At 61.4% G+C, this 23981-nt stretch carries 18 protein-coding genes; 6 read left to right on the plus strand and 12 right to left on the minus strand.

Translation table 11 applies throughout. The features are described from left to right. Positions 1-5 precede the first annotated feature (5 nt). The 4 genes from C8D99_RS03765 to ppnP form a co-directional block, all read right to left on the minus strand. Positions 6-2273 (minus strand): pyridine nucleotide-disulfide oxidoreductase/dicluster-binding protein, encoded by a 2268-nt coding sequence (locus C8D99_RS03765; protein WP_133956530.1) that lies wholly within the window; start codon positions 2271-2273, stop codon positions 6-8. 10 nt (positions 2274-2283) lie between these two features. Continuing rightward, positions 2284-3594: a radical SAM (seleno)protein TrsS gene (gene trsS / locus C8D99_RS03770; protein ID WP_133956532.1), complete on the minus strand. Its 1311-nt coding sequence runs from the start codon at positions 3592-3594 to the stop codon at positions 2284-2286. Positions 3595-3740: 146 nt separating this feature from the next. Then, positions 3741-6662, minus strand: coding sequence for a molybdopterin-dependent oxidoreductase (locus tag C8D99_RS03775; RefSeq protein WP_243833826.1), 2922 nt, complete (start codon positions 6660-6662; stop codon positions 3741-3743). A 43-nt stretch (positions 6663-6705) separates the two neighbouring features. Further along, positions 6706-7017, minus strand: a complete 312-nt coding sequence (gene ppnP, locus C8D99_RS03780; protein WP_133956534.1) for a pyrimidine/purine nucleoside phosphorylase — start codon at positions 7015-7017, stop codon at positions 6706-6708. Between the two features lie 657 nt (positions 7018-7674). On the opposite strand from ppnP, the gene aroA reads away from it, so the two are divergent. From aroA to C8D99_RS03795, 3 genes are read left to right on the plus strand one after another with little or no spacing between them, the layout of a single operon-like run. Further along, the gene (aroA, locus tag C8D99_RS03785) at positions 7675-8961 is read left to right on the plus strand and encodes a 3-phosphoshikimate 1-carboxyvinyltransferase (RefSeq protein WP_133956536.1); all 1287 of its coding nucleotides are present in this window, start codon (positions 7675-7677) and stop codon (positions 8959-8961) included. Positions 8962-8963: 2 nt separating this feature from the next. After that, complete coding sequence (gene aroC / locus C8D99_RS03790; RefSeq protein WP_133956538.1) at positions 8964-10148, plus strand: chorismate synthase; 1185 nt, start codon at positions 8964-8966, stop codon at positions 10146-10148. Further along, entirely contained in the window at positions 10129-10800 is a 672-nt protein-coding gene (locus tag C8D99_RS03795; RefSeq protein WP_133956540.1) for a shikimate kinase, read from the plus strand. Before aroC ends, C8D99_RS03795 begins: the two co-directional genes overlap by 20 nt. On the opposite strand, the gene pheA is transcribed toward C8D99_RS03795, so the two are convergent. Next, positions 10691-11758 carry a prephenate dehydratase gene (pheA, locus tag C8D99_RS03800; RefSeq protein ID WP_133956542.1) on the minus strand — a complete coding sequence of 356 codons (1068 nt, stop codon included), beginning with the start codon at positions 11756-11758 and terminating at the stop codon, positions 10691-10693. The genes C8D99_RS03795 and pheA overlap by 110 nt on opposite strands. A gap of 374 nt (positions 11759-12132) precedes the next feature. On the opposite strand from pheA, the gene ilvN reads away from it, so the two are divergent. Genes ilvN through ilvB form a run of 3 tightly spaced genes read left to right on the plus strand, consistent with a single transcriptional unit; the run spans position 12133 to position 15365 of the window. After that, entirely contained in the window at positions 12133-12606 is a 474-nt protein-coding gene (ilvN, locus tag C8D99_RS03805; protein ID WP_133956544.1) for an acetolactate synthase small subunit, read from the plus strand. Positions 12607-12646: 40 nt separating this feature from the next. Continuing rightward, complete coding sequence (gene ilvC / locus C8D99_RS03810) at positions 12647-13657, plus strand: ketol-acid reductoisomerase (protein ID WP_133956546.1); 1011 nt, start codon at positions 12647-12649, stop codon at positions 13655-13657. Between the two features lie 34 nt (positions 13658-13691). Then, positions 13692-15365, plus strand: a complete 1674-nt coding sequence (ilvB, locus tag C8D99_RS03815) for a biosynthetic-type acetolactate synthase large subunit (RefSeq protein ID WP_133956548.1) — start codon at positions 13692-13694, stop codon at positions 15363-15365. A gap of 13 nt (positions 15366-15378) precedes the next feature. Here ilvB and C8D99_RS03820 read toward each other — a convergent pair whose 3' ends face one another. The 7 genes from C8D99_RS03820 to C8D99_RS03850 all read right to left on the minus strand — a co-directional run bounded on the left by C8D99_RS03820 (position 15379) and on the right by C8D99_RS03850 (position 23974). Then, positions 15379-16440: an aldose epimerase family protein gene (locus C8D99_RS03820; protein ID WP_133956550.1), complete on the minus strand. Its 1062-nt coding sequence runs from the start codon at positions 16438-16440 to the stop codon at positions 15379-15381. After that, positions 16409-17575 carry a multiple monosaccharide ABC transporter permease gene (mmsB, locus tag C8D99_RS03825; RefSeq protein ID WP_133956552.1) on the minus strand — a complete coding sequence of 389 codons (1167 nt, stop codon included), beginning with the start codon at positions 17573-17575 and terminating at the stop codon, positions 16409-16411. Before mmsB ends, C8D99_RS03820 begins: the two co-directional genes overlap by 32 nt. Continuing rightward, entirely contained in the window at positions 17575-19119 is a 1545-nt protein-coding gene (gene mmsA / locus C8D99_RS03830) for a multiple monosaccharide ABC transporter ATP-binding protein (protein ID WP_133956554.1), read from the minus strand. Before mmsA ends, mmsB begins: the two co-directional genes overlap by 1 nt. A 67-nt stretch (positions 19120-19186) precedes the next feature. Then, positions 19187-20266, minus strand: a complete 1080-nt coding sequence (chvE, locus tag C8D99_RS03835; RefSeq protein ID WP_274542662.1) for a multiple monosaccharide ABC transporter substrate-binding protein — start codon at positions 20264-20266, stop codon at positions 19187-19189. A gap of 400 nt (positions 20267-20666) precedes the next feature. After that, the gene (locus tag C8D99_RS03840; protein WP_133956556.1) at positions 20667-21218 is read right to left on the minus strand and encodes a DUF6144 family protein; all 552 of its coding nucleotides are present in this window, start codon (positions 21216-21218) and stop codon (positions 20667-20669) included. A gap of 54 nt (positions 21219-21272) precedes the next feature. After that, the gene (locus C8D99_RS03845; protein ID WP_133956558.1) at positions 21273-22448 is read right to left on the minus strand and encodes a restriction endonuclease subunit S; all 1176 of its coding nucleotides are present in this window, start codon (positions 22446-22448) and stop codon (positions 21273-21275) included. Then, positions 22445-23974 (minus strand): type I restriction-modification system subunit M, encoded by a 1530-nt coding sequence (locus C8D99_RS03850; RefSeq protein WP_133956560.1) that lies wholly within the window; start codon positions 23972-23974, stop codon positions 22445-22447. Before C8D99_RS03850 ends, C8D99_RS03845 begins: the two co-directional genes overlap by 4 nt. Positions 23975-23981 lie beyond the last annotated feature (7 nt).

Here is a 23981-nt window from a genome sequence, read left to right on the forward strand (position 1 = left end):
ACCCATCACTCCAGCTCGATCTTCATTCTGTGCGCATAGGTGTTGAAAAGGACGTATCCTTCGGGAGACGGGGCGTACTCCACCCACTGGGTCATGTAGCCTATCTCCCCGTACCCGAGGTAATGCCCCGTGGCGGGGTCCAGCACCCTGCGTCCGCTCGCTTCGCACTGTTCGATAACGGCCAGGGCGTCCTCCTCGAGGAGGCGGTCCCCGTTCATTTTTTCCCGCACGTCCGGCGGGATGGTCAACACGTTTCGGCTGTCCATGGAATCCTCTTTTCTCCGGTCTTCCAGCTCAGGCCAGTACAGTCTCGCCAGGTCCTCCTTCAGCTTTTCCCGCCGCCTCCTTCGCTCGTCGAATGTCGGAGCCCCGGCGGACTCTCCGTTCAGGCCGAAAAAGACGTCCAGGATATGGCGGACCGGCTTCCCCGCCTGAAGAAAGACATCCCGGCAGTTGGAGCAGTAGACGATATAGGGATGATCCCCGTCGTTGCTCCTCTTTTCCGCCAGCCAGCGGGAGTATTTCGGAGCGGCAATGCCGATCTGCCCCCCGTAGGAGCAGCACTGGGCCATCCTGCCCTCGTAGGAAAGAGCGGCAAGGCCGAAGCCCGCGTCCCGAAGAAGTGACCGCACCGCCTGCTGTGACGCTTTCCTGTTCCTTGCGGCACAGGGGTCGAAGACGGAGACCACCGTTCCATCTCCCCGCTCCGGGGACTGGTGTCCCGCCACGGCGAGAACGTCGTACAGCAGGACGCAGTCGATTTCGGGCAGATAGCGGCTGAACATCTCCAGGCAGGTCGGGCATGCAAGGATCATCCGGGGACAGCCGGCCTGCCGCCAGTTTTCCAGAAGACCGTCGCAGACCTTCCGGAACAGGGCCATGTCCCCTGCCCACAGGGCGGGGGCGCCGCAGCAGCCGATGGTGAGCCCCGTTCCCGGCTCCAGGCCGAGCAGAAAACGGAATGATTCCGAAACATGCCTCGGGTCGGACGCGCCGAGCTGGCATCCCGGAAAGAAGAGGGAAGTGCATTTCTCCCCGGAAGGGGGAGGAGCCGAAAGAAAAGCCCGGCTGCTGTTCGCGAACTCCATGTCCCGCAACCAGAACTCGTGAAAAGCCCAGGGCATCGCTCCTTTTTCATGCATGGCCTGGTGCCCTGCCCGGAGGAATTCCCCCATGTCGATGTTCTCCGGGCAGACCTCGCCGCAGAGCCCGCACTGGTTGCAGGTCGCGATGAGCCGGGTCGCCACCGTTCCGTCGCCGTCGAGGGTGCCCGGGGTGACGGTGATCTGGACCTCCTCGGCAATGCGTCCGGGAAACTTTTTAAAATAGCTCATCAGGCCGCAGTGGCGGATGCATGCGTCGCAGCGGCACCGGATGCACCGCGAGGCTTCAGCGGCAGCCTCCTCTTTGGAGTACTCTTCACCTGAGGCAGGGAGGACGGCATGGGTGAAAACGATCGCCCCCGGTGCCAGGCGCATCCTCGTGGGGGTGTTTTTTTTCGCGCTGCGCATTTCCCCTGTTTTCAGAAAGTCCTCTATACACAGGGAGGCCTTCAGCCCCTGGTTCAGAGCTTCCATGAGGGTCGCCCCCGTGAGGGAACCGCCGAGAAAGACCCCCGGAAGGCCGGTCGCCAGAGGAACACCTTCATCGCCGCCCGCTTGCCGTTCCAGGCCGAAGCTGTCCCCACCTCTTCCGGTGGCGATATAGACCCCGTCGTACTTTTCCAGCAGAGGGGCGAGTCCGGAGACCTGATGATCGAGGAAGAGGCCGTATTCCTCATTCGCAAACTGCAGCCGGATATCTTCGAGGAAAACGGCACTGTCGAGGGCGTCCCACAGGGCCCCCCCGATGCGGCCGCTCCGTTCGTACACATCAACGCCGTATTTTTTGTTCGCCAGGCGCAGAGCACAGGCAAGACCGCTGATCCCCGCCCCTATCACGGCGATCCTGCCCTGCTTCGGGGGCAGGTTGTAGCTGTTCGGGCCTGTGTTTGCAGCATAGGCGAGGGCGGCCTTTTCGAGCAGGTTCAGCGAGATGGGAGCGTCCATGCGGCCCCTGGGGCAGACGTTCCTGCAGGGCTGGTCGCACAGGGCGGCGACGATGGCAGGGAAACCCACCGTGTTGGAGAAAAGGCGAAAGGCGGAACTGAAGGCGCCCCGCTGCATCCGGCCGATGAATTCCCTGACGTCCAGCCGGAACGGGCAGGCCGAAGCGCAGAAAGGGTCTTCCTTCTCCAGGCAGCGGTCCTTGATATCCCGGATTCTTTTTTCCATGGTGACCTCGTCACCCCTGGGCCGTCAGGTAATAGGAGCAGAAGGGAACGAAACGGCCGTCGTCAAAAACATGGAGACTGCACCTGCGCAGACGCTCCAGGTCCATGTTGCCCGCATCCTGGAACGCCATGGCGGTCAGCGTGAAGCTGTACCTCCGGGCAAACCGGAGAAAACCGTCGAAAGATTTCAGGTCCGCTGCGCAGCAGCCCCTCTCCCCGTCGCCTCCATCCCGGGAAGCTGATTCCGGGGGTTCCGGCCGCTCCCATTTCGTGGCGATGAAGGACCGGTTCCGGTCCGCCGAAACGACCTTGCCGCAGCACTGCCCTCCCTCCCTGTGCAGCGGGTGCAGCCTGCCTTCGTTTGTGACCACGTAGTCGGCATGAAATCCGCACAGGGGGTGGTTGCAGCGGGACGGAAGAAGAGAGTCGCCCTGCACCAGATCCCCCGCCTGTTCTTCGATGGCGGCAAGCAGTTCGTCGAGAGTGAAGCGCCCGCTGTTCGACGGAATTTCCGGAATTCGTCCGAAATGGCTCACCGGCTGGAAATGGACGCCCCGTACCGCAGGAGCGCGGGAAACGGCGAAACGGATGATGTTGCCTATGTCCCCGGTGTTGATCCCCGGAACGAGGGTCGGGACGAGCACCACGCCCAGGTTGAACCGTGCGCAGTTGTCAATGGCCCGAAGTTTGACGCCGAGGAGGTCCCGTCCGCGAAGGGCCCTGTAGAAGGCGTCATCAGTGCCGTCGAATTGCAGAAAAACGAAGGAAAGGCCGGCATCGGCGAGCGTGCGGACGTACTCTTCATCTTCGGCGAGGCGCAGGCCGTTCGTATTGAGCTGCACATGGCTGCAGCCGGCTTCCCTGGCGGCCGAGACGAGCCGGGGCAGGTCGTCCCGGACGGTGGGTTCTCCGCCGCTGAGCTGCACGAGGGTTTTGCCCGGAACCGCGAGGGTCTGCAGGCGGCCGCGCAGGGTTTCGAAAGGAATATCCTCCCCTTCGCCTCCCTCGGCGAAGCAGAAGGTACATTTCAGGTTGCATCGTCTGGTCACTTCCAGAATGGTGCAGCAGGTGTCCTGTCTATGGTCGGGGCAGAGCCCGCAGGCGTGGGGGCACTGTTCGTTTTCCCCTTCCGCTATGGGAGCCTGGTCCCCTCTCCATTCCTCCAGGTCCCGCAGCCCCCGCCATATCACCGCCGAAAAATCGCCGTGGCTGGGGCATTTTTTTACCAGGTGCACTTCCCTTCCCCGGGCGACATGAACCGCCGGTATTCTTTCCAGGCATACCGGGCACACGCTGTACGTCTGACGCAGAATTTTTTCCATGAGCATCCTCCGAAAAAGGGCTTCTTCCGGCAATCGCCAGGATCCCGGCCAATGACTGCTCCGGGGAAATTCTACCATGTCCGCCCGGTGCGGCCGGAGGGAGAAACAGGGCGGAGGGATTGCACACCCGCCGCCCTGTTGTGAGATTAGAAGAACCGCTCAGCGGTTCCGCTTCCGAGAGGAACGAAGTAGTCTTCAGGTCCCGCCTGAACGGGGTTGGCCTTGATGTTCTCCAGTTCCTCGTACAGATCCGAGCCAAGGAAATACTTCTTCGGGGGAGTGATCTTTCCGCCCGCGGCCAGGATATCGATACCGGCCTTGACCTTTTCCGGGGAGGCGGGCATCTCGTAGACGCGGACTCCGCAGGCGTTGTAAATACCGTTGAGCACGGCCATGTGCCCCGACGACTGGAAACCTTCCGAGGCACCGGAAGAACCGAAGGGACCGCTCTCGTCCGGGCGCTCGTAGTAGATGACCTCGAGTTCGTCGGGGATGGTTTCGGTGTAGGGCACGCCGGAAGCCGCGATGTTTGTGTGTTTTTTGACGTCGTCGTAATTCTCGCCCAGGGCGAAGCCGATGGCATGGGATATGCCGCCGTAAGCCTGTCCGTTGACGGAGTCGATGTTCCCGACTTTCCCCACGTCGCTGACGCAGGTGAAGCGGAGCACCGTCGTTTTGCCCGTGGCCGTATCCACTTCGACCTCGGCCAGGTTCAGGCAGTAGGTGAAGGCTGGAGTGGGGTCGCCGATGCCGGTGTTGGGGTCAAGCCTGCAGAGCCCAGGCACCGACGTATTCGAGTAGGTGCCGAAGTACTTCGTCTCCAGTCCCTCCGCTTTCATCTCGTCGTAGGTCCTGTAGGTGCCGTCCGGTTTCCGCATGGCAGAGATCAGCTTTTCAGCGGCGAGGATGGTGGCGTTGCCGCTCATGAAGTGGGTGCGGCTTGCGCCGGACATGCCCGAGTCCGGGCAGAGCCTGGTGTCGTTCTGCACCAGGCGAATCTGCTCCGGAGTCACCCCGAGGGGCTTCAGGGCTTCGAGGGTGAGCATCAGGGAACCGATGTCGCCGCCCTGTCCCAGCTCCTGGTAGGTGTCGTACTTCGTGAAGGTGCCGTCGGGGTTCAGCTCGATGGCGACCGTAGCCTTGTCGGTACCGCCTTCCGTGACGTTGAAGCCGCCCCAGGAAAGTCCGACGCCGCGGCGCTTCTCACGAGTATCGGCTTTTTTCGCTTCCCGGACGGCCCGCTCGTAGTGGGGGCGCATGATGTTCATCATCTCTTCCATGGGATACTGGCGGAAGGGGTAGCTGTTGATGTTGGTCTGGCCTTCCCGGGCAATGTTCCTCCACCGGAACTCGAAGGGGTCGATCCCCGCCTTCTCGGCAAGCATGTCCATCAGGGCTTCGCTCAGGGTGTAGGCCTGGGGGGATCCGTAGCTCCGGTACGCCGTGCCGAAGTTGTGGTTCGTGTTGGCGATCCGGGACAGCCCGGCCGCATGGGGCACATAGTAGGGGAAGAAGGCGAACCGGGGCTGCTTGGTGACGATATCGTCCCCGCCCCAGGAGTAGGCGCCGTGATCCATACCGAAATCAAATTCCACCGCGGTTATTCTGCCGTTCTCGTCGCAGGCAGCCCGTCCGTTGGAGTGGCAGGGGCAGCGCTTTCCCGAGAAGTGCTGGTGCTCCTCGTAGCTCATGGACAGGGAGACGGGGGATTTCATGACCACGGCGGCGGCTCCCGCAAGGCACAGGTCCCCGGCGTTCGTGGACCAGCCGAAACTTGCGCCGGTGGGATTCATGACAACCCGCAGCCTGTCCTTCGGAATGCCGATGGAGTTCCCGATGCGCCCGATGGAGGAGTAGATTCCCTGGGATTTGCACTGGAAGGTGAGGAAGCCGTCCTCGTCGAAATAGGCCTGCACGCTGTCCCCTTCTATGGTGAGATGCGGCTGGCGGGTGGAATAGAAGCTCCCCTCGACGCTGTACGGGGATGAGTCGATTATTCCGGCGACTTTCGACGGTTCTTCAAGCCCTGCTCCCTTGAGGAGGGGCTGCATGCAGAAGATGTTCGGCGTATCCTCATGAATGCGCTCTGCATCCGGCATAACCGCCTCAAGAAAATTCAGGTACTCGGGAAGCTGTTCAATTTTCACTTTGACCTGTGCCGCGGCAGCCCGTGCCCGGTCCTTCGTGTCGGCCGCCACCAGGGCCACAACGTCGCCGTACCTGTATATCTTCTTTTCATTGAGTACTTCCCGGCTTGGGGCCATGACAGTTGTACGCTCGTGCATCTGGCCTTCCGCCATTATGTTCGTCCCGCCGGCGGCCTTGAGATCGGCGGCCAGGATGACTTTTTTGACGCCCGGCATCTTCTCAGCCTCGGAAATGTCGATCTCCAGAATCCTGGCATGATGGGCCGTCCGGGGCTGCACGACGGCAACATGGAGAGTGTCCGCGGGCATCTTCAGTTCCTGGTCGTCGCCGTAATCGGCAAGGCCGCAGACCTTTGCAAGAGCAGTAGGACGAACGACGGGCTTTCCGTAATATCCGTCCTCCGTCGAAAAGGACGGCCCGATCGCATCCATGGCCGCTTCGCCCCGGACGACTTTCGCCGCCTCCATGACCGCGTCGACGATCTGCTTGTATCCTGTGCAGCGGCAGACGTTCTTGTGTTTCTGGAACCACGCCCTCACTTCCTTGCGCGTCGGGTCAGCGTTTTCCAGGAGCAGTGCGTAGGAAGACACTATGAATCCCGGCGTGCAGAAGCCGCACTGGACGGCGCCCAATTTCATGAAGGCGACCTGCAGGGGGTGAAGGTTATTCGGGGTTCCGATCCCTTCCAGCGTAATGACCTCGCTGTATTCCGGCAGTTTCGCGATTTTCCGCGTGCAGGAGCGAATGAGCTGCCCGTCGAGAATCACAGAGCAGGAACCGCAGACCCCCGTCCCGCAGCCGACCTTGACGCTGGTGAGCCCAAGGCGCCGCAGCACGTCCGCCAGGGAGTCCTTTGCAGGGTCACAGATGAAAATCCTATTCGCGCCGTTGATCTTCAGCCACATCTTCCGAAAAGCCACAGCAGCACCCTCCTTCGATAAAGAAAATGTTTTTCAGCTATTCTCAGGAATAGCTGCAGACATACTCGGCAAGACTGTCGCAGCGGATTTCGAAGGAACCCCCCGCAGGCACCAGGAAGAATCCGCCCTCACTGTAGCCGATCCATTCCCGGCCGGAGGCGAGTTTCACCTCCACGGCGCCGTTGGTTATCTCCATCTTCTCGTTGGTCGAGGTGGAGAAGGAGTAGCTTCCGGGCAGCATGATCCCCACGGTCTTTCTCTCGCCCTCGGACGTCCAGAAGGTTCTGCTGGTGACTTTTCCATCCTCGTAGATGTTTCCTTTCACAGCCATGTCCACCGCTTTGAACACATCCATGGGAACCAGCTCCTTTTGATATTTTGACAAAATAGCTTTCTTTATTTTTAAGTATATAAAGAACTTATGGATTTATTCAATATTTTGATAAGTTGCGGCCGATTCTTTTTATTTTTGGGTGATTTTGCTCTTTTTTGACAATGCGCTTTCCCTGAGGGAAAAGGTTGACCAAATAGACAGAATCTAACCGCGGCAGCGGACGGGCACCCCGGTTCCGGAGCGCCGCTCAGGAAAGATGCAATCCTCGTGGAAAAAGCATCTTGTTGAATTAAAATATAGTTTGGATTGAATTTATTTTCCATTAATGTAATTGGATAAAGAATCCCCTTGACAAGGCGGACAAAAAGCTGTATCGTGCTCCCAAATTTCGGGGAAAGGAGAAGCAGACCGATGATTTCCAGGAAAAACGCAACCTTCGTGTTTGAATTCGCGTTTAGCTGCGACCAGGGATATTATTATTATCCCCTGGTCTGTCCTGTTCTGGAAACCGATCGACGGCTTGCTTCTCAAAGCTTCGGGGGATAAGGGGTCAGCAGCACAGGCACAACGACCGCCCCCCGAGGGGGGAAAAGAAAGAACAGCAAAGACCGGATCCGGTTTCCAGCCGAGATCCGGTCTTTTTTATTTTCACACCACACGAAAAGGGGCGTGCAGGCAATGAAGAGAATCCATCCGGCGAAAAAGATTACGGGAACAGTCACTCTCCCGGGCGACAAGTCCATATCCCACAGAGCGGCGCTGCTCGGGGCGGTCTCGGTGGACGGAGTCACGGTGCACAACTTCTCCGACGGGGCGGACTGCGCGTCCACCCTCTCCTGTCTCGAAAAAACCGGAGCGGATATCCGCAGAAAGGGAACGACCCTCTCCGTCTCCGCTCCTTCGGGCCTGGCCTCTCCCTCATCGGCTCTGGACGCCGGAAACTCCGGAACGACGGCCAGGACACTCTGCGGCCTCCTGGCGGGAAAACCTGGCGTCAGGGCCACCATTACGGGGGATGCCAGTCTGTCGAAACGGCCCATGCTCCGCATCGTGAAGCCCCTCCAGTCCGTGGGAGCCGCCATCGACGGTCCCGAAGGCGGAGCCTCCCTCCCCCTGGAAGTATCCGGAAAACGTCTCCGGGGAGCCACTCACGTCCTCGAAACGGCAAGCGCACAGGTCAAGACCGCCCTCCTCCTGGCGGGCCTCTCCTCGGAGGAGCCCACCACCGTTATCGAACCCCTCGCCTCCAGGGACCACACGGAGCGGATGCTCGCCCACCTCGGAATCCCCCTCTACATCGACGGACACTCCATCACCATGGCACCCTCAAAACCCCTCAGAGGCGGGGAATGGACCATCCCCGGCGACTTCTCCTCCGCCGCCTTCTGGATCGTTGCGGCCGCCGTCCTTCCCGATTCGTCCATCTCCCTTCCCGGCGTGGGGCTGAACCCCACCCGGACAGGCCTTCTCCGGGTTCTCGAGCGCATGGGGCTGGCCTTCTCCGTGGAGCGGTCGGGACTCTGGGGTGGCGAGCCCGCCGGCACCATCACCGTCCATTCCAGCAGACTCCGGGCGACGGAAGTTTCAGGCGCCGAGATCCCCCAGCTCATCGACGAACTCCCGATCCTCGCCGTGGCGGCGGCCCTTGCGGAGGGCACCACGGAGATCCGGGACGCCATGGAGCTCCGCTTCAAGGAGAGCGACCGGATCGTGGCTGTGGCCAAAGGACTCTCGGCCCTGGGAGCGAAGGTGACGGAGCTCGAGGATGGATGGAGGATCACCGGACCGTCCAGGCTCTCCGGCGGAAGGGTCTCCGCCTCGGGGGACCACCGGGTGGCCATGGCCCTCGCCGTAGCGGCCCTCGCCGCCGACGGCCCCGTGGACATCGAGGACCCGGAGTGCGCGGCCATCTCCTACCCCGGATTCTTCTCCACCCTTGACCGGCTTACCGGGGGGTGCAGCTGAACATGGCCTGGAGATTCCTCACCAGCGGAGAGTCCCACGGCAGGGGGCTTCTCGTGGTAGTGGACGGGCTTCCCGCAGGGCTTTCCATCTCCCGGGACGACCTCACCGGCGTCATGGCCCGGCGGAGGCGCGGATTCGGCAGGGGTGGCAGAAAGAACGTGGAGCGGGATGAACTCACTCTCTGGGGAGGGATCCGGAACGGTCTCACCACGGGCGGCCCCGTGGGAATCTCCATCGATAACGCGGAATGGGAGCACTGGGACGGTGTGATGAACCCCTGGAGCATCTCCCCCGCCGCAGACAGGGAAAAGGCCGTAACGGCACCCAGGCCTGGCCACGCCGATCTCCCCGGCAGCATCAAGTTCGGCGTGGAGAACATGCGCAACATCCTGGAGCGGGCCAGCGCCCGCACCACCGCCCCCCGAACCCTCGCCGGGGCGCTGGCGGCCCTCGTCCTGAAGGAGCTCGGCGTCACCGTCCGCAGCGCCGTGGAATCCATCGGCGGCGTGGCGGCGGCCCTTCCGGCGGGAGACGATGAATGGCAGCGGGCCGCCCTCTCGGAACTCGGCGTCGCCCGGGAGGAGGACGAGCCCGCACTGAAGGCCCGCATCACCGCCGCAGCGGAAGAGGAAACCAGCCTCGGGGGAACCTTCGTGGTCTCCGTCACCGGCCTTCCGGCAGGCATAGGCTCCTTCACCGAATGGGACGGCAGGCTGGACGGACGCCTCGCCGGAGCCCTCATGGCCATCCCCGCAGTCAAGGGAGTGGAAGTCGGCGACGGGTTCCGCAGCGCCGGTCTCCCCGGGCGGGATGTCCACGACCCCATTTTCGTGGAGGACGGGCAGTGGACCAGGAAAACGAACCACGCGGGGGGCATCGAAGGCGGCATGAGCACCGGGCAGGAAATTTTCATCCGGGCGGCCATGAAGCCCATCCCCACCATGAGAAAGGGGCTCCTCTCCTTTGACACGGTCTCCGGAAAACCCTCGGCAGCCCACAGCGAGCGGAGCGACGTATGCGCAGTCCCGGCGGCCTGCGTGGTGGCCGAGGCCATGACGGCATGGATCGTGGGGTCCATGGCGGCGGAGCAGTTCGGAAGCGACCGGATGCAGGACCTGAAGGAACGGTTCGAGGCTTACAGAAAACACGCTGAAAGGTGGAATCTCCATGAGTGCATGCCTTCATGACACAAGACGGGACAATATTTTCATCGGCGGGTTCATGTGCTCGGGAAAAACGAGCGTGGGAAGCGAACTCGCCCGGAGGCTCGGATGGACCTTCACCGACACCGACAGGGCGATCGAGGAACGGGCGGGGATGACCGTGCCGGAAATCTTCTCCATCCTGGGCGAACCCGCCTTCCGGAGGTACGAATTCGCCGCCGTGGCCGGCGCTCTCGAGGGAAGCCGCCAGGTGGTCTCCCTCGGAGGGGGCGCCCTGGTGAACGAGGAACTCAGGGGCATGGTCCTCTCCAGGGCAAAGCTCGTCATCCTGGACGTCCGGCCTGAAACGGTGCTCTCCAGGGCCGAGAAACAGAAAGGAGCCCGCCCCCTCCTGGACGGAGGAAACGTCAGGGCCCTCATGATCAGGCGCCGGCCTGCCTACGCCCACTGCCACATCAGGGTGGCCACCGACGAGTTCCCCGTTTCGTCGGTGACCGACAAGATTCTGGAAGACCTCTACGGAACGGCGGCTGTGCTGTGGTCCGTGGAATCGCCCTTCCCCGGAATCACCGGCAGGGATAGGAGCCCAGCAGCCGCAGGAAGGCCGTCCTCTCCCTCATGGTATCGAGAGCCTTCCGTACCGGCTCATCCTCAAGGAACCCTTCCACGTCGATGAAGAAATAATACTCGAAGGGGCTCCCCGAGAGTGGCCTGGACTGGATGTGGGTCAGGTTCAGGCTGTTTTCGTAGAGGGGCTCCAGGGCGTAGAACAATCGTCCCGGCTTGTGCTCCACGTTGAACAGGAACGAGGTCTTGTTCCGCTCCCCCCTCCGGGGCGTACCCCGCCCCACCACCCAGAAACGGGTCCTGTTGCTTCCCCGGTCCTGGATTTTTTCAGCGAGGATATTGAGTCCGCACCGCTCCGCTGCAAGGGCGCTGCAGACGGCTGCCCGCTCGGGCCGTCCGGCGCATGCCGCCGCAGCCGCACTCGTGCTGGCCACGGGCACCTGCTCCACCCGGGGCAGGTTCGACCGGAGCCATTCCCTGCACTGGCCCAGGGCCTGGGGGTGGGAAAGAACCTCCCGGATGTCCTCCCGGGCTGTCCCCTCCGAAGCGAGGACGTGGTCAACCTTAATAGAAACTTCATTATGTATCACTATATCCTTCGCCGCCGAAGCAAAGGCGTCCATGGTAGGGAGAACCGTTCCCTCCAGCGAGTTTTCCGCCGGAAGAACGCCCCAGTCGGCCAGGCCCTTGTCCACCGCGGAAAAGACGTCGGGGAAGGAGGCGCACGGCACGGTATCCACTGTCCCGCCGAAGGCCGCGAACACTCCCTCGTGGGAGAAAGACCCCTCCGGCCCGAGGAAGGCCGCCTTCGGACGGTGCTGCACTCCCCGGCACAGGGAGATTAATTCCCGGTAAATTCTGGTCACCGCCTCCGGGTCCAGGTCGGGGCACGCGAGGAGCACCCTCTCGATAACCTGGTTTTCCCTGACGGGATCGTACACGGGAGCGCCCCCCTTGGCCCTGCCGATCTCCCTGGCGGTCTCCGCCCTCTCGGCGATGAGCCCGGCGATCTGCCTGTCCAGAGTGTCGATCTTCTCCCGGAAATGCTGCAGCTTCTCCTTGTCCATGGGAACTCCCTCCAGCCCTTATATTTTTCGAATTTTCTTTTATTTTCCGGTCTCTTGACAGCCCGGAGAAACCCCTGTAGGATTACCCACAATTTCCGGAGGCTCACCCATTAATTTAAGCACAGCGTCCGGAAACATGGTACCACACAACGAAGAAGCGAAGGAGGGAGTTCCGGTGAAGAAAATGACCCGTACCGTGTGTTCGGCCAGTGCCGTTTCCGTAATTATCGCCGTCATTATTATTCGCTGCGGGGCCCCTCCCGGAGCGCTTCTCGTCGTGTAGCCGGACGAAAGCACTTCCGAGGGACCCCCGCACACTCAGCGGGGGTCCCTTTTTTTATCCCCGCATTTTTCACGAAGGAGGAGAGAGGCGCATGGAACGGACCATAGGCGTAGTGACGGAGGAAGGACGAGGGGTTTTTTCCCGCATTTCGGGGCTCATGGAGCGCAGGGGATTCCAGGTCCGGGGCGTGACCGCCGGGGCGACCCAGCGCCCGGGAATGGCCCGGTACACCCTGGTGATCGGCGGGGATGAACGGCAGGCGGGCCAGGCCGTGCGCCAGATCCGGAAGATGGTGGAGACCGTGACGGTGGAGGATCTGAGCGCCGGCGGGTGCGTGGAGCGGTGCATGATGCTCCTGAAGTTCGCTCCGTCGCCGGAGGAGCGGGAGGCCCTTTTCGAGGTCATGAAGGGCTACCCTCATTCGGTGTCGGAGGACCGCGGCTCATCCCTCATCTTCGAGATGATGGGCCCCGGCGTCCTGCTGGACGACTGCCTTGAAAACGTGCGGGGCCTCGGCCTCGTGGAATCGGTGAAAAGCGGCCCCCTGGCCCTTGGAACGAACTGACGGAAACACACATACTCATTACGCGAAGGAGCTGAAAAAGATGGCAACAGTACTGTACGACAGGGATGCGAACATGAAGGTTCTCGAGGGGAAAACGGTGGCCGTGCTCGGGTACGGAAGCCAGGGACACGCCCATGCCCAGAATCTCCGCGACAGCGGAGTCTCCGTGGTGGTGGGGCTTCACGAAGGCAGCAGATCCCGGGCGGCGGCCGAACGGGACGGCTTTGCGGTCCATTCAGTGGACGACGCCGTGAAAAACGCCGACGTGGTCATGTTCCTCATGCCGGACCATGTCCAGGGCACCGTCTACCGCACGTCGGTGGCCCCGAACCTGAAGAAGGGCGCAGCCCTGGCCTTCGCTCACGGCTTCTCCGTCCACTTCAGCCAGGTGGAACCCCCGAAGGACAACGACGTCTTCATGGTGGCCCCCAAGGGTCCCGGCCATCTCGTCCGGCGCATGTACACCGACGGTCGGGGCGTTCCCTGCCTTCTCGCCGTGGAACAGGACGCTTCAGGACACGCCCGGGAACTGGGACTGGCCTACGCCTGCGCCCTCGGCGGCGGCAGGGCCGGTGTTCTCTGCACCACCTTCGCCGAGGAGACGGAGACCGACCTTTTCGGCGAACAGGCCGTGCTGTGCGGTGGCATTACCGAACTCATCAAGGCGGGGTTCGACACCCTCGTGGAGGCCGGATACCAGCCCGAAATCGCCTATTTTGAATGCCTCAACGAAATGAAGCTCATCGTGGACCTCATGTACGAGGGCGGCATGGGCTGGATGCGCTACTCCGTCAGCGACACCGCCAAGTACGGCGACCTCACCGCCGGCAAAAAGGTCATCGACGGCAGGGTCAGGGAGACCATGAAGACTCTCCTTGCGGACGTAAAGGACGGCTCCTTCGCCAAGGACTGGATGCTCGAGAACCAGTGCGGCCGGCCCCGGATGAAAAAGTGGATGCAGCAGGAGAAGAGCCACCCCATCGAGGCGGTGGGCAAGGAACTTCGGGCCATGATGCCCTGGATGGACGCCAAGTCGGCCCCCGACGCCTGATTTTTTTCGAGATACGGAGAGAGGAGAGAACGCCATGAAGATGACGGGAGCCAGGATGGTGGTGGAAGCCCTTGCGATCGAGGGAGTGAAGTGCGTGTACGGCATACCGGGAGGGTCGGTCATCCCCCTCTACGACGCCCTTTACGATGCCCCCTTCGCCCACATCCTCATGCGGCACGAACAGGCGGCGGCCCACGCCGCGGACGGGTACGCCCGCGCCTCGGGAAAGCCGGGGGTGTGCATCTGCACCTCCGGCCCGGGGTTCACCAACATCCTCACCGGACTGGCGACCGCCTTCATGGATTCCGTTCCCCTCGTGGCAATTTCCGGACAGGTGGCCACCCATCTCATCGGCACCGACGCCTTCCAGGAGTCGGACACCTTCGGGAGCAGCCTGCCGGCAGTGAAGCACAGCTTCCTCGTCCGATCCGTTGAGGAGCTCCCGGCGGCGCTGAAGGGGGCCTTCGAGATCGCCGTCTCGGGCCGCCCCGGCCCCGTGCTCGTGGATCTGCCCGTGGACATCCAGAAGGCCCAGGGCGAGTTCGTCTACCCTGAACATGCCCTTTTCGGCGAAGACCGTCTTAAGATGCAGACCGATCTGTCCAGGGCGGACGAGGCAGCCTCCCTCCTCAGAAACGCAGAGCGGCCGGTGATCCTCGCGGGGGGCGGCATCCTCTCCTCCGGGGCTTCCGGCTTCCTCCTCCGCCTGGCGGAGAAATGCGCCATTCCCGTGGCTACCACCCTCATGGGGAAAGGGGCCTTCCCCGAGGACCATCCCCTCTCCCTGGGCATGGCGGGCATGCACGGCACCCCCTGGGCCAACCTCGCCCTTTCGGAGGCGGACGTCCTCTTCGCGGTGGGCACCCGGTTCAGCGACCGCACCACCGGCAGGCTCGACTGCTTCGTCAAAGACGCCGCCGTCATCCACGGCGACATCGACGAGGCGGAGTTCGACAAGATCGTCCCGTGCCGGGTGCACCTCCTCGGCGACGCAAAGGCCATCCTCGGCACGGTCACGGAAGAGCTCGGGGAATGCCGCCGGGACGAGTGGGCGGCCGCGGTGGAACGGTGGAAGGAGGAATACCCTCTCTCCGACCCCGGTTCCGCGGACTTCATTCCCTCATCGGTCCTGGAGGCCGTCCGCAGGTCGGCGAAGGACCGGTGGCCCGTGGTGGCCGACGTGGGCCAGAACCAGATGTGGACCGCCCTGTTCTATAAAACGAACGAACCGGGAACCTTCCTCACCTCCGGGGGCCTCGGCACCATGGGATACGCCCTCCCGGCGGCCATGGGCGCCTCCCTGGCCAGAAACCGCACCCCCGTGCTCTGCTTCGCCGGAGACGGCGGATTCCTGATGAACTGCCAGGAGCTCGAAACCTGCGCCCGGTACGGCATCCCCGTGAAGATCTTCGTCCTGAACAACGGGGCCCTCGGCATGGTCCGCCAGTGGCAGGAACTCTTCTGGAACGAACGGTACTCCGGCACCACGCCTCTTTCCCCCTGCCGGTTCGCCGCCCTGGCGGAAGCCCTGGGCGTGCCGGGGCACACCTGCACGTCCATGGTCGAACTGGAAGGCCTGCTTCCGGACATGCTCGCAGCGCCCGGACCGGCCCTGGTTGACTGCCGCATCCCCAGGGAAGAGCTCATCCTCCCCATGGTCCCCGCGGGGGCGGCCCTGAAAGATTTTATCTACAAGGTGAAGGTGTAGGTGTAGGGAAAGGCTATTCGGGAAGAAGGGAAAAACGCCACTCCGACCGGGCGGTATATCGTTCTCCCTTCCGCAGTACAGGGAGAGGAAGACCCGGCAGGGCGGCGGCGTTGGGATACCACTGGGGTTCCAGGGCGAGGGCCAGTCCGGGCCTGCCCTGCCGTCCCCCCGAAAAAACCTGGTCCGGGGAAAGGGACCTTCCCCCGTAGAACACTACTGCCGGCTGGTCGGTGAAAAGCTCCATCCGCCGCCCGCTCGGCAGGTGGTCGAGGACGGCGCAGGGAACATCTGCCCCCCGGCCTTCGTCAGGGAGAAAGGGATGGTCGAACTTTTCGGCGGGAAGAGGCGCCCTGGGGGAGCGGAAATCAAAGGGCGTTCCTCCCACCGGCTCCGGGAGCCGGGGAAGGGAGTGCCCGTCCAGGGGCATGTACCGCCCGGCCCGGAGAAGCAGGCGGTGATCCTCCACCGAAACGGAAACCGGACCGCCGAGGTTGAAGTAGCCGTGAAAGGTGGGAGCGAAGAGGGTATCCTCCGACGACCACGCCTCCCATTCCAGGGAAAGCCTTCCCCCGCCGTCCAGGGTGTAGACTGCCTTCACCGATAGCACCCCGGGAAACCCCCACTCCCCGGGGAGGGTGGACAGGGAAAAGCGCACGCCGGCAATACGGCCGTCGCAGAAGGTCATGCCCTTCCAGACACTTTTGGAAAAGCCTGCGGAACCGCTGTGGAGGCACGTGGTTCCCTCGTTGGCCTCCAGGGACAGCACCTTTTCCCCGAGCGGCACCGACGCCCCGGCGACGCGCCCGGCCACGGGGCCGCAGAGGACGCCGCACCAGGAGCGATCATGCTCGTAATCCTTCAGGCCGTCAAACCCCAGGACCACATTTTCCGCCCGGCCCGACCTGTCCGGGATCTCGATGGAATGGACCGCCCCGCCGAAATCGAGACACCGCACCGTAATGCCGCCGTTGGCCAGGGTGTGGAGAAACACCCTCTCCCCGCCCGCGGTGTTCCCGAAAAAGCCGGAGGCCACGCATGCCGCGCTACCGTGCAGTACGTCGCTTCGTATAGACATCGAAGGCCACCGCCCCGAGAAGCACCAGCCCCTTGACCACCTGCTGCCAGTCGATGGAGACGCCCACGATGGACATGCCGTTGTTCAGGATGCCCATGATGAGCCCGCCGATGATGGCCCCGGCCACGGTTCCGATGCCCCCCGACGCCGAGGCGCCTCCGATGTAGCATGCGCCGATGGCGTCAAGCTCGAAGTTGGTGCCCGCCATGGGGGACGCAGCGTTCAGCCTGCCCATGAAAACCAGCCCCGCCACCGCCGCCAGGAGTCCCATATTGGCATAGACGAGGAAAAACACCCGGTTCGTGTCGATGCCGGAGAGCTTCGCCGCCTTTTCGTTCCCGCCGAAGGCGTAAACGTGCCGTCCGAAGACCGTCTTTCCCGTGATGAAGGAATAGATCAGCACCAGGGAGCCCAGGAGCACCAGCACCACCGGAAGGCCCCGGTGCCGTGCGAGCTGCCACGAAAACGCCATGAGAACCGCTCCCATGGAGAGGATCTTCAGCGCCCACAAGGGGAAGGAAAGCACGTCGAAGCCGCAGGCCACCTTTTTCCGCCTGCTCCTCAGGTCGGCGAAGGCGAAGGCCAGGATGGCCGCCGCCACGACGGCGAGGGCCGTGTAGTTCAGGTCCGTACCCCCGAGGATGTCGGGAATGAAGGTGGAAATGGACTTCTGAAACGACTGGGGCATGGGGGCGATGGTCTGGCCCCTCAGCATGACCAGCGTCAGCCCCCGGAAGCAGAGCATTCCGGCCAGGGTGACGATAAAGGCCGGGATGCGGAAGTAGGCGATCCAGTACCCCTGCCAGCACCCTATGGCCACGCCCAGGAGCAGGGCAATGAGCACTGACGGCAGCACCGGCCACTTCCAGGTGACCATCATGGTGGCGGCCACGGCGCCGATGAAGGCCGCCACGGAGCCCACCGAGAGGTCGATGTTTCCCGTGAGGATGCACAGGAGCATGCCGATGGCGAGGATGAGAATATAGCTGTTCTGCTGGATGATGTTGGTGATGTTCAGGGGCCGGAGCAGCACGCCCTCAGTCAGGTACTGGAAAAGGATAACGATGAAGATGAGCGCCACCATCATGGCGTACTGGCGGATGTTCGCCATGAACATCTCTTTCATCTTCTCCATCAGGCCACCTCCCGATTGCTCTGCATGATGCACTTCATGATGGCCTCCTGGGAGGCCTCTTCCCGGGACAGCTCGCCCACGATCCGTCCCTCGTTCATCACGTAAATCCGGTCGCTCATCCCCAGCACCTCCGGCATCTCGGACGAGATGAGCACCACGGCCTTGCCGGCCGCGGCCAGCTCGTTGATGATACAGTAGATCTCGTACTTCGCCCCCACGTCGATGCCCCGGGTGGGCTCGTCGAGAAGCAGCACGTCGGGATCGGCCAGGATCCACCGGGCAAGCACCGTCTTCTGCTGGTTTCCTCCGGACAGGTTTCCCGTCTTCTGGAAGATGCTGGGCGTCTTGATCCCCAGCCGCTTCCGGAGGCCCTCCGCCGCCGTCACCTCCCGGTTGCAGTCGATGACGCCCTTCCGCCCGCAGAGGCGGGACAGGCTTGCCAGGGAGATATTGCGGCAGATGTCGTCGATCAGGATCAGCCCCGAGGACTTCCGGTCCTCGGTGAGATAGGCCATGCCCCGGCCGATGGCCTCCTTCGGCGACGGAAGCTCCGCAGGCTCTCCTCCCAGGAGGATCCGTCCCGAAATGTCCATGCCGTAGGACCGGCCGAAGATGCTCATGGCCAGTTCCGTCCGCCCCGCTCCCATGAGGCCCACGAGACCCACCACCTCGCCCCGTCGCACGGAGAAGCTCACGTTCTTTATCTTCAGGCAGTCGGGGCGGAGGGGATCCCGGACGGTCCAGTTCTCCACCGCAAGGGCAACCTCGTCCGACGGGCGGGTCTCCCGTTTGGGGAATCGGTCCACGATCTCCCGGCCCACCATTCCCTTGATGATCCGGTCCTCCCGGATGGTACGCTCCCCGTTGTCCAGGGTCTCTATGACGGCGCCGTCCCGAAGCACGGTGATCCGGTCGGCGATCTTTTCAACTTCGTTCAGCTTGTGGGAAATGATGATGGAGGTGATCCCCCCGGCCTTGAGGTCCAGGAGCAGCGTCAGGAGACGGCTGCTGTCCTCGTCGTTCAGGGCGGCCGTGGGTTCGTCGAGGATGAGCAGCCGGACATCCTTGGAGAGAGCCTTGGCTATCTCCACGAGCTGCTGCTTGCCCACCCCGAGGTCCTTCGTCAGGACCGACGGTTTTTCGTTCAGGTGAACCTTTTCAAGAAGTCCGGCGGTGAGGGTGTAGGTCTCGTCCCAGTCCACCACGCCCCGTCGGGCCCGCTCGTTTCCGAGGAAGACGTTTTCCGCTATGGAAAGGTACGGCACCAGGGCAAGCTCCTGGTGGATGATGACGATTCCCTTTTCCTCGCTGTCCCGGATGGACCGGAAGGCGCAGGGTTCGCCGTCGAAGAGGATTTCCCCTTCGTATTCTCCGGAAGGGTAGACTCCGGAGAGGATGTTCATCAGGGTGGATTTGCCCGCGCCGTTCTCGCCGACGATGGCGTGGATCTCCCCCTCCTCCACGTCGAGGCAGACATCCTTCAGGGCGCGCACGCCGGGGAAGGTCTTGGTGATGTTCCGCATCAGCAGGAGTTCTTTCGCCATAAGGTCAGCCCCCGTCTCCGGTGTTTTCGGGGGGCGGAACGGACCGCCCCCCTGCGGAAAGAAAGTGCTACTTCAGCTCTTCTTCCTTGTAGTAACCGGAATCGAGAAGCAGGGCTTTGTAATTGTTCACGTCGGCGAAGACCGGTTCGAGCAGGTAGGAGGGAACAACTTTCACGCCGTTGTCGTAGGTCTTGGTGTCGTTCACTTCGGGGGCCTTTCCCTGCATGATGTCGCCCACCATCTCCGCCACCTTGGCGGCGAGGGCACGGGTGTCCTTGAAGACCGACATGGACTGCTTGCCGGCGATCATGTTCTTCACGTTGGCCCTGTCGCAGTCCTGGCCGGTGATGATAGGCCAGTCCTTGCCGGGAATGTAGCCGTTGTTGTCGAGGGAAGCGGCGACACCGTAAGCGAGTGAGTCGTTGGGGGAAAGCACTACGTGGAGCTTCTTGTCGGTGTAGGACTTGGAGATCAGGTTATCCATCCGGGCCTGGGCATCCTCGGACTTCCATCCCAGAATGGCGATCTGCTCCATCTTCGTCTGGCCGGACTGGCACACCAGCTTGCCGCTGTCGAGGTAGGGCTGCAGCACGCTCATGGCACCGCCGTTGAAGAAATAGGCGTTGTTGTCGTCGGGGGAACCGCCGAAGAACTCGATGTTGAAGGGCCCCTTGCCCTCCTTCAGACCGAGCTTTTCCTCGATAAATTTTCCCTGGATGACGCCAACCTTGAAGTTGTCGAAGGTGGCGTAGTAGTCCACGTTGGGAGTCTGGCGGATCAGACGGTCGTAGGCGATGACGGGGATCTTGGCCGCCGCGGCGCTGGCCAGGACGTCGGAGAGGACGGTCCCGTCGATGGAGGCGATGATGAGGACCTTGCATCCCTTGGTGATCATGTTTTCAAGCTGGGAAATCTGGGTGCTCACGTTGTTCTCGGCATACTGAAGATCCACCTTGTATCCCTTTTCCTCGAGGATCTTCTTCATGTTCGCGCCGTCTTCGTTCCAGCGCTGGAGGGACTGGGTGGGCATGGCCACGCCCACGAGATCTGCTGCAAGTGCGGCGGAGGAGAAGACCAGGACAAGAGCGAAAAGAGCGAGAAGCACTTTCTTCATGACGATCCACACTCCTTCTTCAGCTTTCTTCAAGGGGCGCTGCCCCTTTTCATCCTCCCCGGGGGAGGCGCCTTCGTTCCGCATCCCCTTTCGGCAGGGGAGCCCTGTTGTCTGCAGCGGGAGCGGCATCATCTCCTCTTAAATGAAGATTCCCTGTTCCGTACCGGTTGCAAGGCGCGGGGGCAGAACTGTATTTGGAACAGGAATTTGCAGCTTTTTCCATTCTTGTTTGGAAGGTTCCGGGGGACAACTTTTCCTCTTATCATAATTGATTGATTCAATAAATATATTATGAACGTAAATTTTATTTTGTCAAGACCGAATGTTCTTCTCCTACCGGTCTTCCCGGCACAACGTGCCGGGCATCCTTACATCAGGCCCGCCCCATGAAATACCTTCCGGGCTCCTCCCGGCCGCCAAAGCGTGAAGGCTCTCAGGATTTCCAGACCTCACCCCGGGGGGTGATTTTCATCAGGCAGACATCGTCGCCCATCTTCACGCTCTTCAGAAGCTCCACGTCCACCTCGCAGCCGAAGGCACACTCGAAAAGGACCTTGCTGTACCCCGTGGTGCACTGGCACCAGGTATCCGTCTCCAGCCTGTCCACATCTGCGAGCATGGGGCAGGGACAGAAAGGGAACTGCAGGTACAGCTCCCCGTCCACGCAGGAAAGGCCGGACTCTTTGGCCCCTTTGCCGGCGGCAAACTCCTCCATGCTGGACGAAGACGCCACAAGGCCTTTCGCGAACTCGATCCGCTCATCCATGCCATACCCGCACTGGCAGCTTCTCCGGATCCGCTTCACCGTCTCCCGGTCGAACTCCCTCTCCAGCCGGGCCATGGTTCCCTTCACCCAGGCGGCGTTGTCCTCGGACACAGCTTCCCCGCTGTCTCCGAAAACGATCTTCTCCGCCGCCTCCTCGCCCCCGGCGGCCTTCACGGCCTCAAAAATGACCTGTTCCTGCAGTTTCCGAACATCAAACATCTTTTCACCCCGAGTTCTCAAGATAAGGGAACCGTTTCTCCTTTTCCGGAACGCCTACAGCTCGCCCCGAAAGGCCTTGGCGAGCAGAGAAGAATAAAGAGTCTTAAAATCTTCCTTTAATCCGAGATTTTGTTGTTGTATTGTCTGACGACGATTCGCGATTTCCGAAAAACGCTTCTGCTCATTGTATTCCGGTACGGGAACAAGTATTTTTGCCAACTTGTTTAACCCTAACGTCCTGTTTCTTCCAGCAGATCCAGGCGATGCAGCTCTGATGTCTTCGATGCCACGATCACCAAGAAAATGATGGCAAAGAAATTCCGATGTTGCCCGGCCTTTCTTTGGAACATAGGTAATGAAACGGTGGGAACCCACTCGTCCATGATCTTCGGCCTTGGCTACAGCTATTGCCTTCTCCCAAGCAAAGACGTTATTGAAAACAAGATCACCTTCGTGAATAGCGTAGATCCGTTTATTGCCGATTTGTTTGCCACTTAACACTGGTTTTTTAAACGTACCTTTGCCAAAACTGCGAATACCCATTTCTTCATAACTTTTTTCCGGTTCAGTCTTTATTGAGCGGCGAAACAGCGACGCAACCTCTTTGAGTGGCTTCCATACAACCCCTTCTAGCATACGGACATACAACGCGTGAAGAAATATGTCCAATTCTTCTTCGCGTTGAGCACTAAGCTTCCGTACTTCTTCCATTCGGCGGGTCAGGTCTTCGATCCGTTGTACGATCCGATGCTGCTCGTGGATAGGAGGAACTGGGATTTGGCTATCCCGCAAAAAATCTACTGGAACTCGCTGTTGTCCGGCAGCACCATGCATGTTTTTCTTTGCCTGCTCGCGGAAATTTTTATCCCTCACGAAAAGGCGTAGCCATTCCGAAGTTACCAAATTTCGAGGACGCAGGACATGGAATTCTGTGGTTCCAAAACCTACTCCATTAATAAGATTACGGGCAATAGCGGACTTCCCGTTTTCCATACAGGGTGTTATCTTGGCAAACACAACATCGCCTTCCGCAAAGTAGGTATAACCTTTTCGAACATCTCCTAAATTTTTAGATTCGGAGACATTCATAGTCCCAGAAATCTCATCAACTCGCGCCATCGGCACGAAAGAAACAGGTGTGTCGTTAGCGAGTCCGGCAACTTCCGCTTTCTTGGGATTCAGAATACAGATTTCATCGTCTCCGAGCTTTCGGAGGGGCCATTTACTCATTTCCCATTCCCTCCGGACAGCAGCTCCTGCATCTCGGCAATCAGTTCCAGAATCCGCTCCTCTTTCGCGGCGACCGAGGCCAGGATTTCCTCAGGCTCGGCGTACTCGACGGTCTCCGCCTCCATGAGGCCCAGGCCGGAAAGGGTCATGTTGTACCCGTTTTCGATGATCTTCCGTGCCGGTACCAGCCATGCGCGTCCTTCTTCGGTTTTCCGGTCCGGCCACATGGCCAGAAGGTCGGGAAAGTCGTTGCGGTACTGGATGCCGAACTTGCGGGCCTTGGAGAGGGACGATCCGTCGCCGTCCACCTTGAAGAACCAGACGTTTTCGGTAGGCCTGCCGGTGTTTTTGAAGACGAAAAAGCAGGTGGGGTTGGGGGTGTAGGGCTCGAACATGCCCTTGGGCAGAATCACAACGGCCTGGAGGTCGAACTCCCTCAGAAGCCGTTCCTTCACGGTGATGTGGCTTCCCGTGTCGCCGAAGAGGATGCCGTTGGGAAATATGATCCCGGCGGTGCCGCCGGGGCGCAGGCTCCGCAGGGCATGGGCGAGGAAAAGAACGTACTTGTCGCCCTTCTCGACGCGCAGAGAGCGCTTGGCGTCGCCCCGCGAGCCGGAAAAGGGAGGATTTTCCAGAATGTAGTCGAACCGGATCTCGTCCCACCTGTCCTCTCCGCCGCAGATGGAGTCGCGCTGGACGATGGGGCACCGGTCGAAGCCGTGGAGCATGGCGTTCATGGCGGCCATGCGGAGTATGTCCTGGTCGCCGTCGAAGCCGAAAAACGCTCCGGTCTGGAGGAAGTCCCACTGGTCCCGGGTGAGCCTGTCGCCGATGCCGATCCTGCGGACCGCCCCGTCGGGGGACACTTTTTCGCTGACAAATTCCGGACTGGTGTTGGCGAGAAGGATGTGTTCGTAGGCGGCGATAAGGAATCCGCCGGAACCGCAGGCAGGATCGCATACGGTGCCGCCGATCTCCGGATCGACCATCCGGGTGATGACCCGGATCAGGTGCCGGGGGGTGCGGAACTGGGCCGCCTTCTTCTGCCCTCCCAGCTCGCTGGCCAGGTATTCAAAAAGGTCTCCCTTCACATCGGCATCCATGCCGAGGAAGGAGATGGGTGCGATGATGTCCACTGCGCGGCGCAGGGTGGCTCCGTTGGGTATGACGATGGAGGCGTTGCGGAAAATGGAGCGGGCTCCCTGGGAGAGTTCCGGGTGACGGGAGAGCAGCGGCAGGGTGTCCCGGAGGATGCGGAGCATGGCCTCGTTGTCCGGATTGGAGGTAAGCACGCTCCAGCGCAGGGGATCGAAGTCGAGATCCTCGCCGCCTTCCCGGAAGGTGCCGAAGAGAGTGCGATAGTTCCCGTTGAGGACCTCCTTCTGTTCGTGGTCCATTTCTTCCAGCATTTTCAGGAAGAGCAGGTAGGAGATCTGGGTGACGTAGGTGATGGGGTTGGTGACGTTGCTGTCCCACATTACTTTGCAGAGGGACTTGAGAGTGTTTTGAAGTTGTCCGTTGTCCATGTCCGAT

This window comes from Aminivibrio pyruvatiphilus (assembly GCF_004366815.1).
Lineage (GTDB): Bacteria > Synergistota > Synergistia > Synergistales > Aminobacteriaceae > Aminivibrio > Aminivibrio pyruvatiphilus.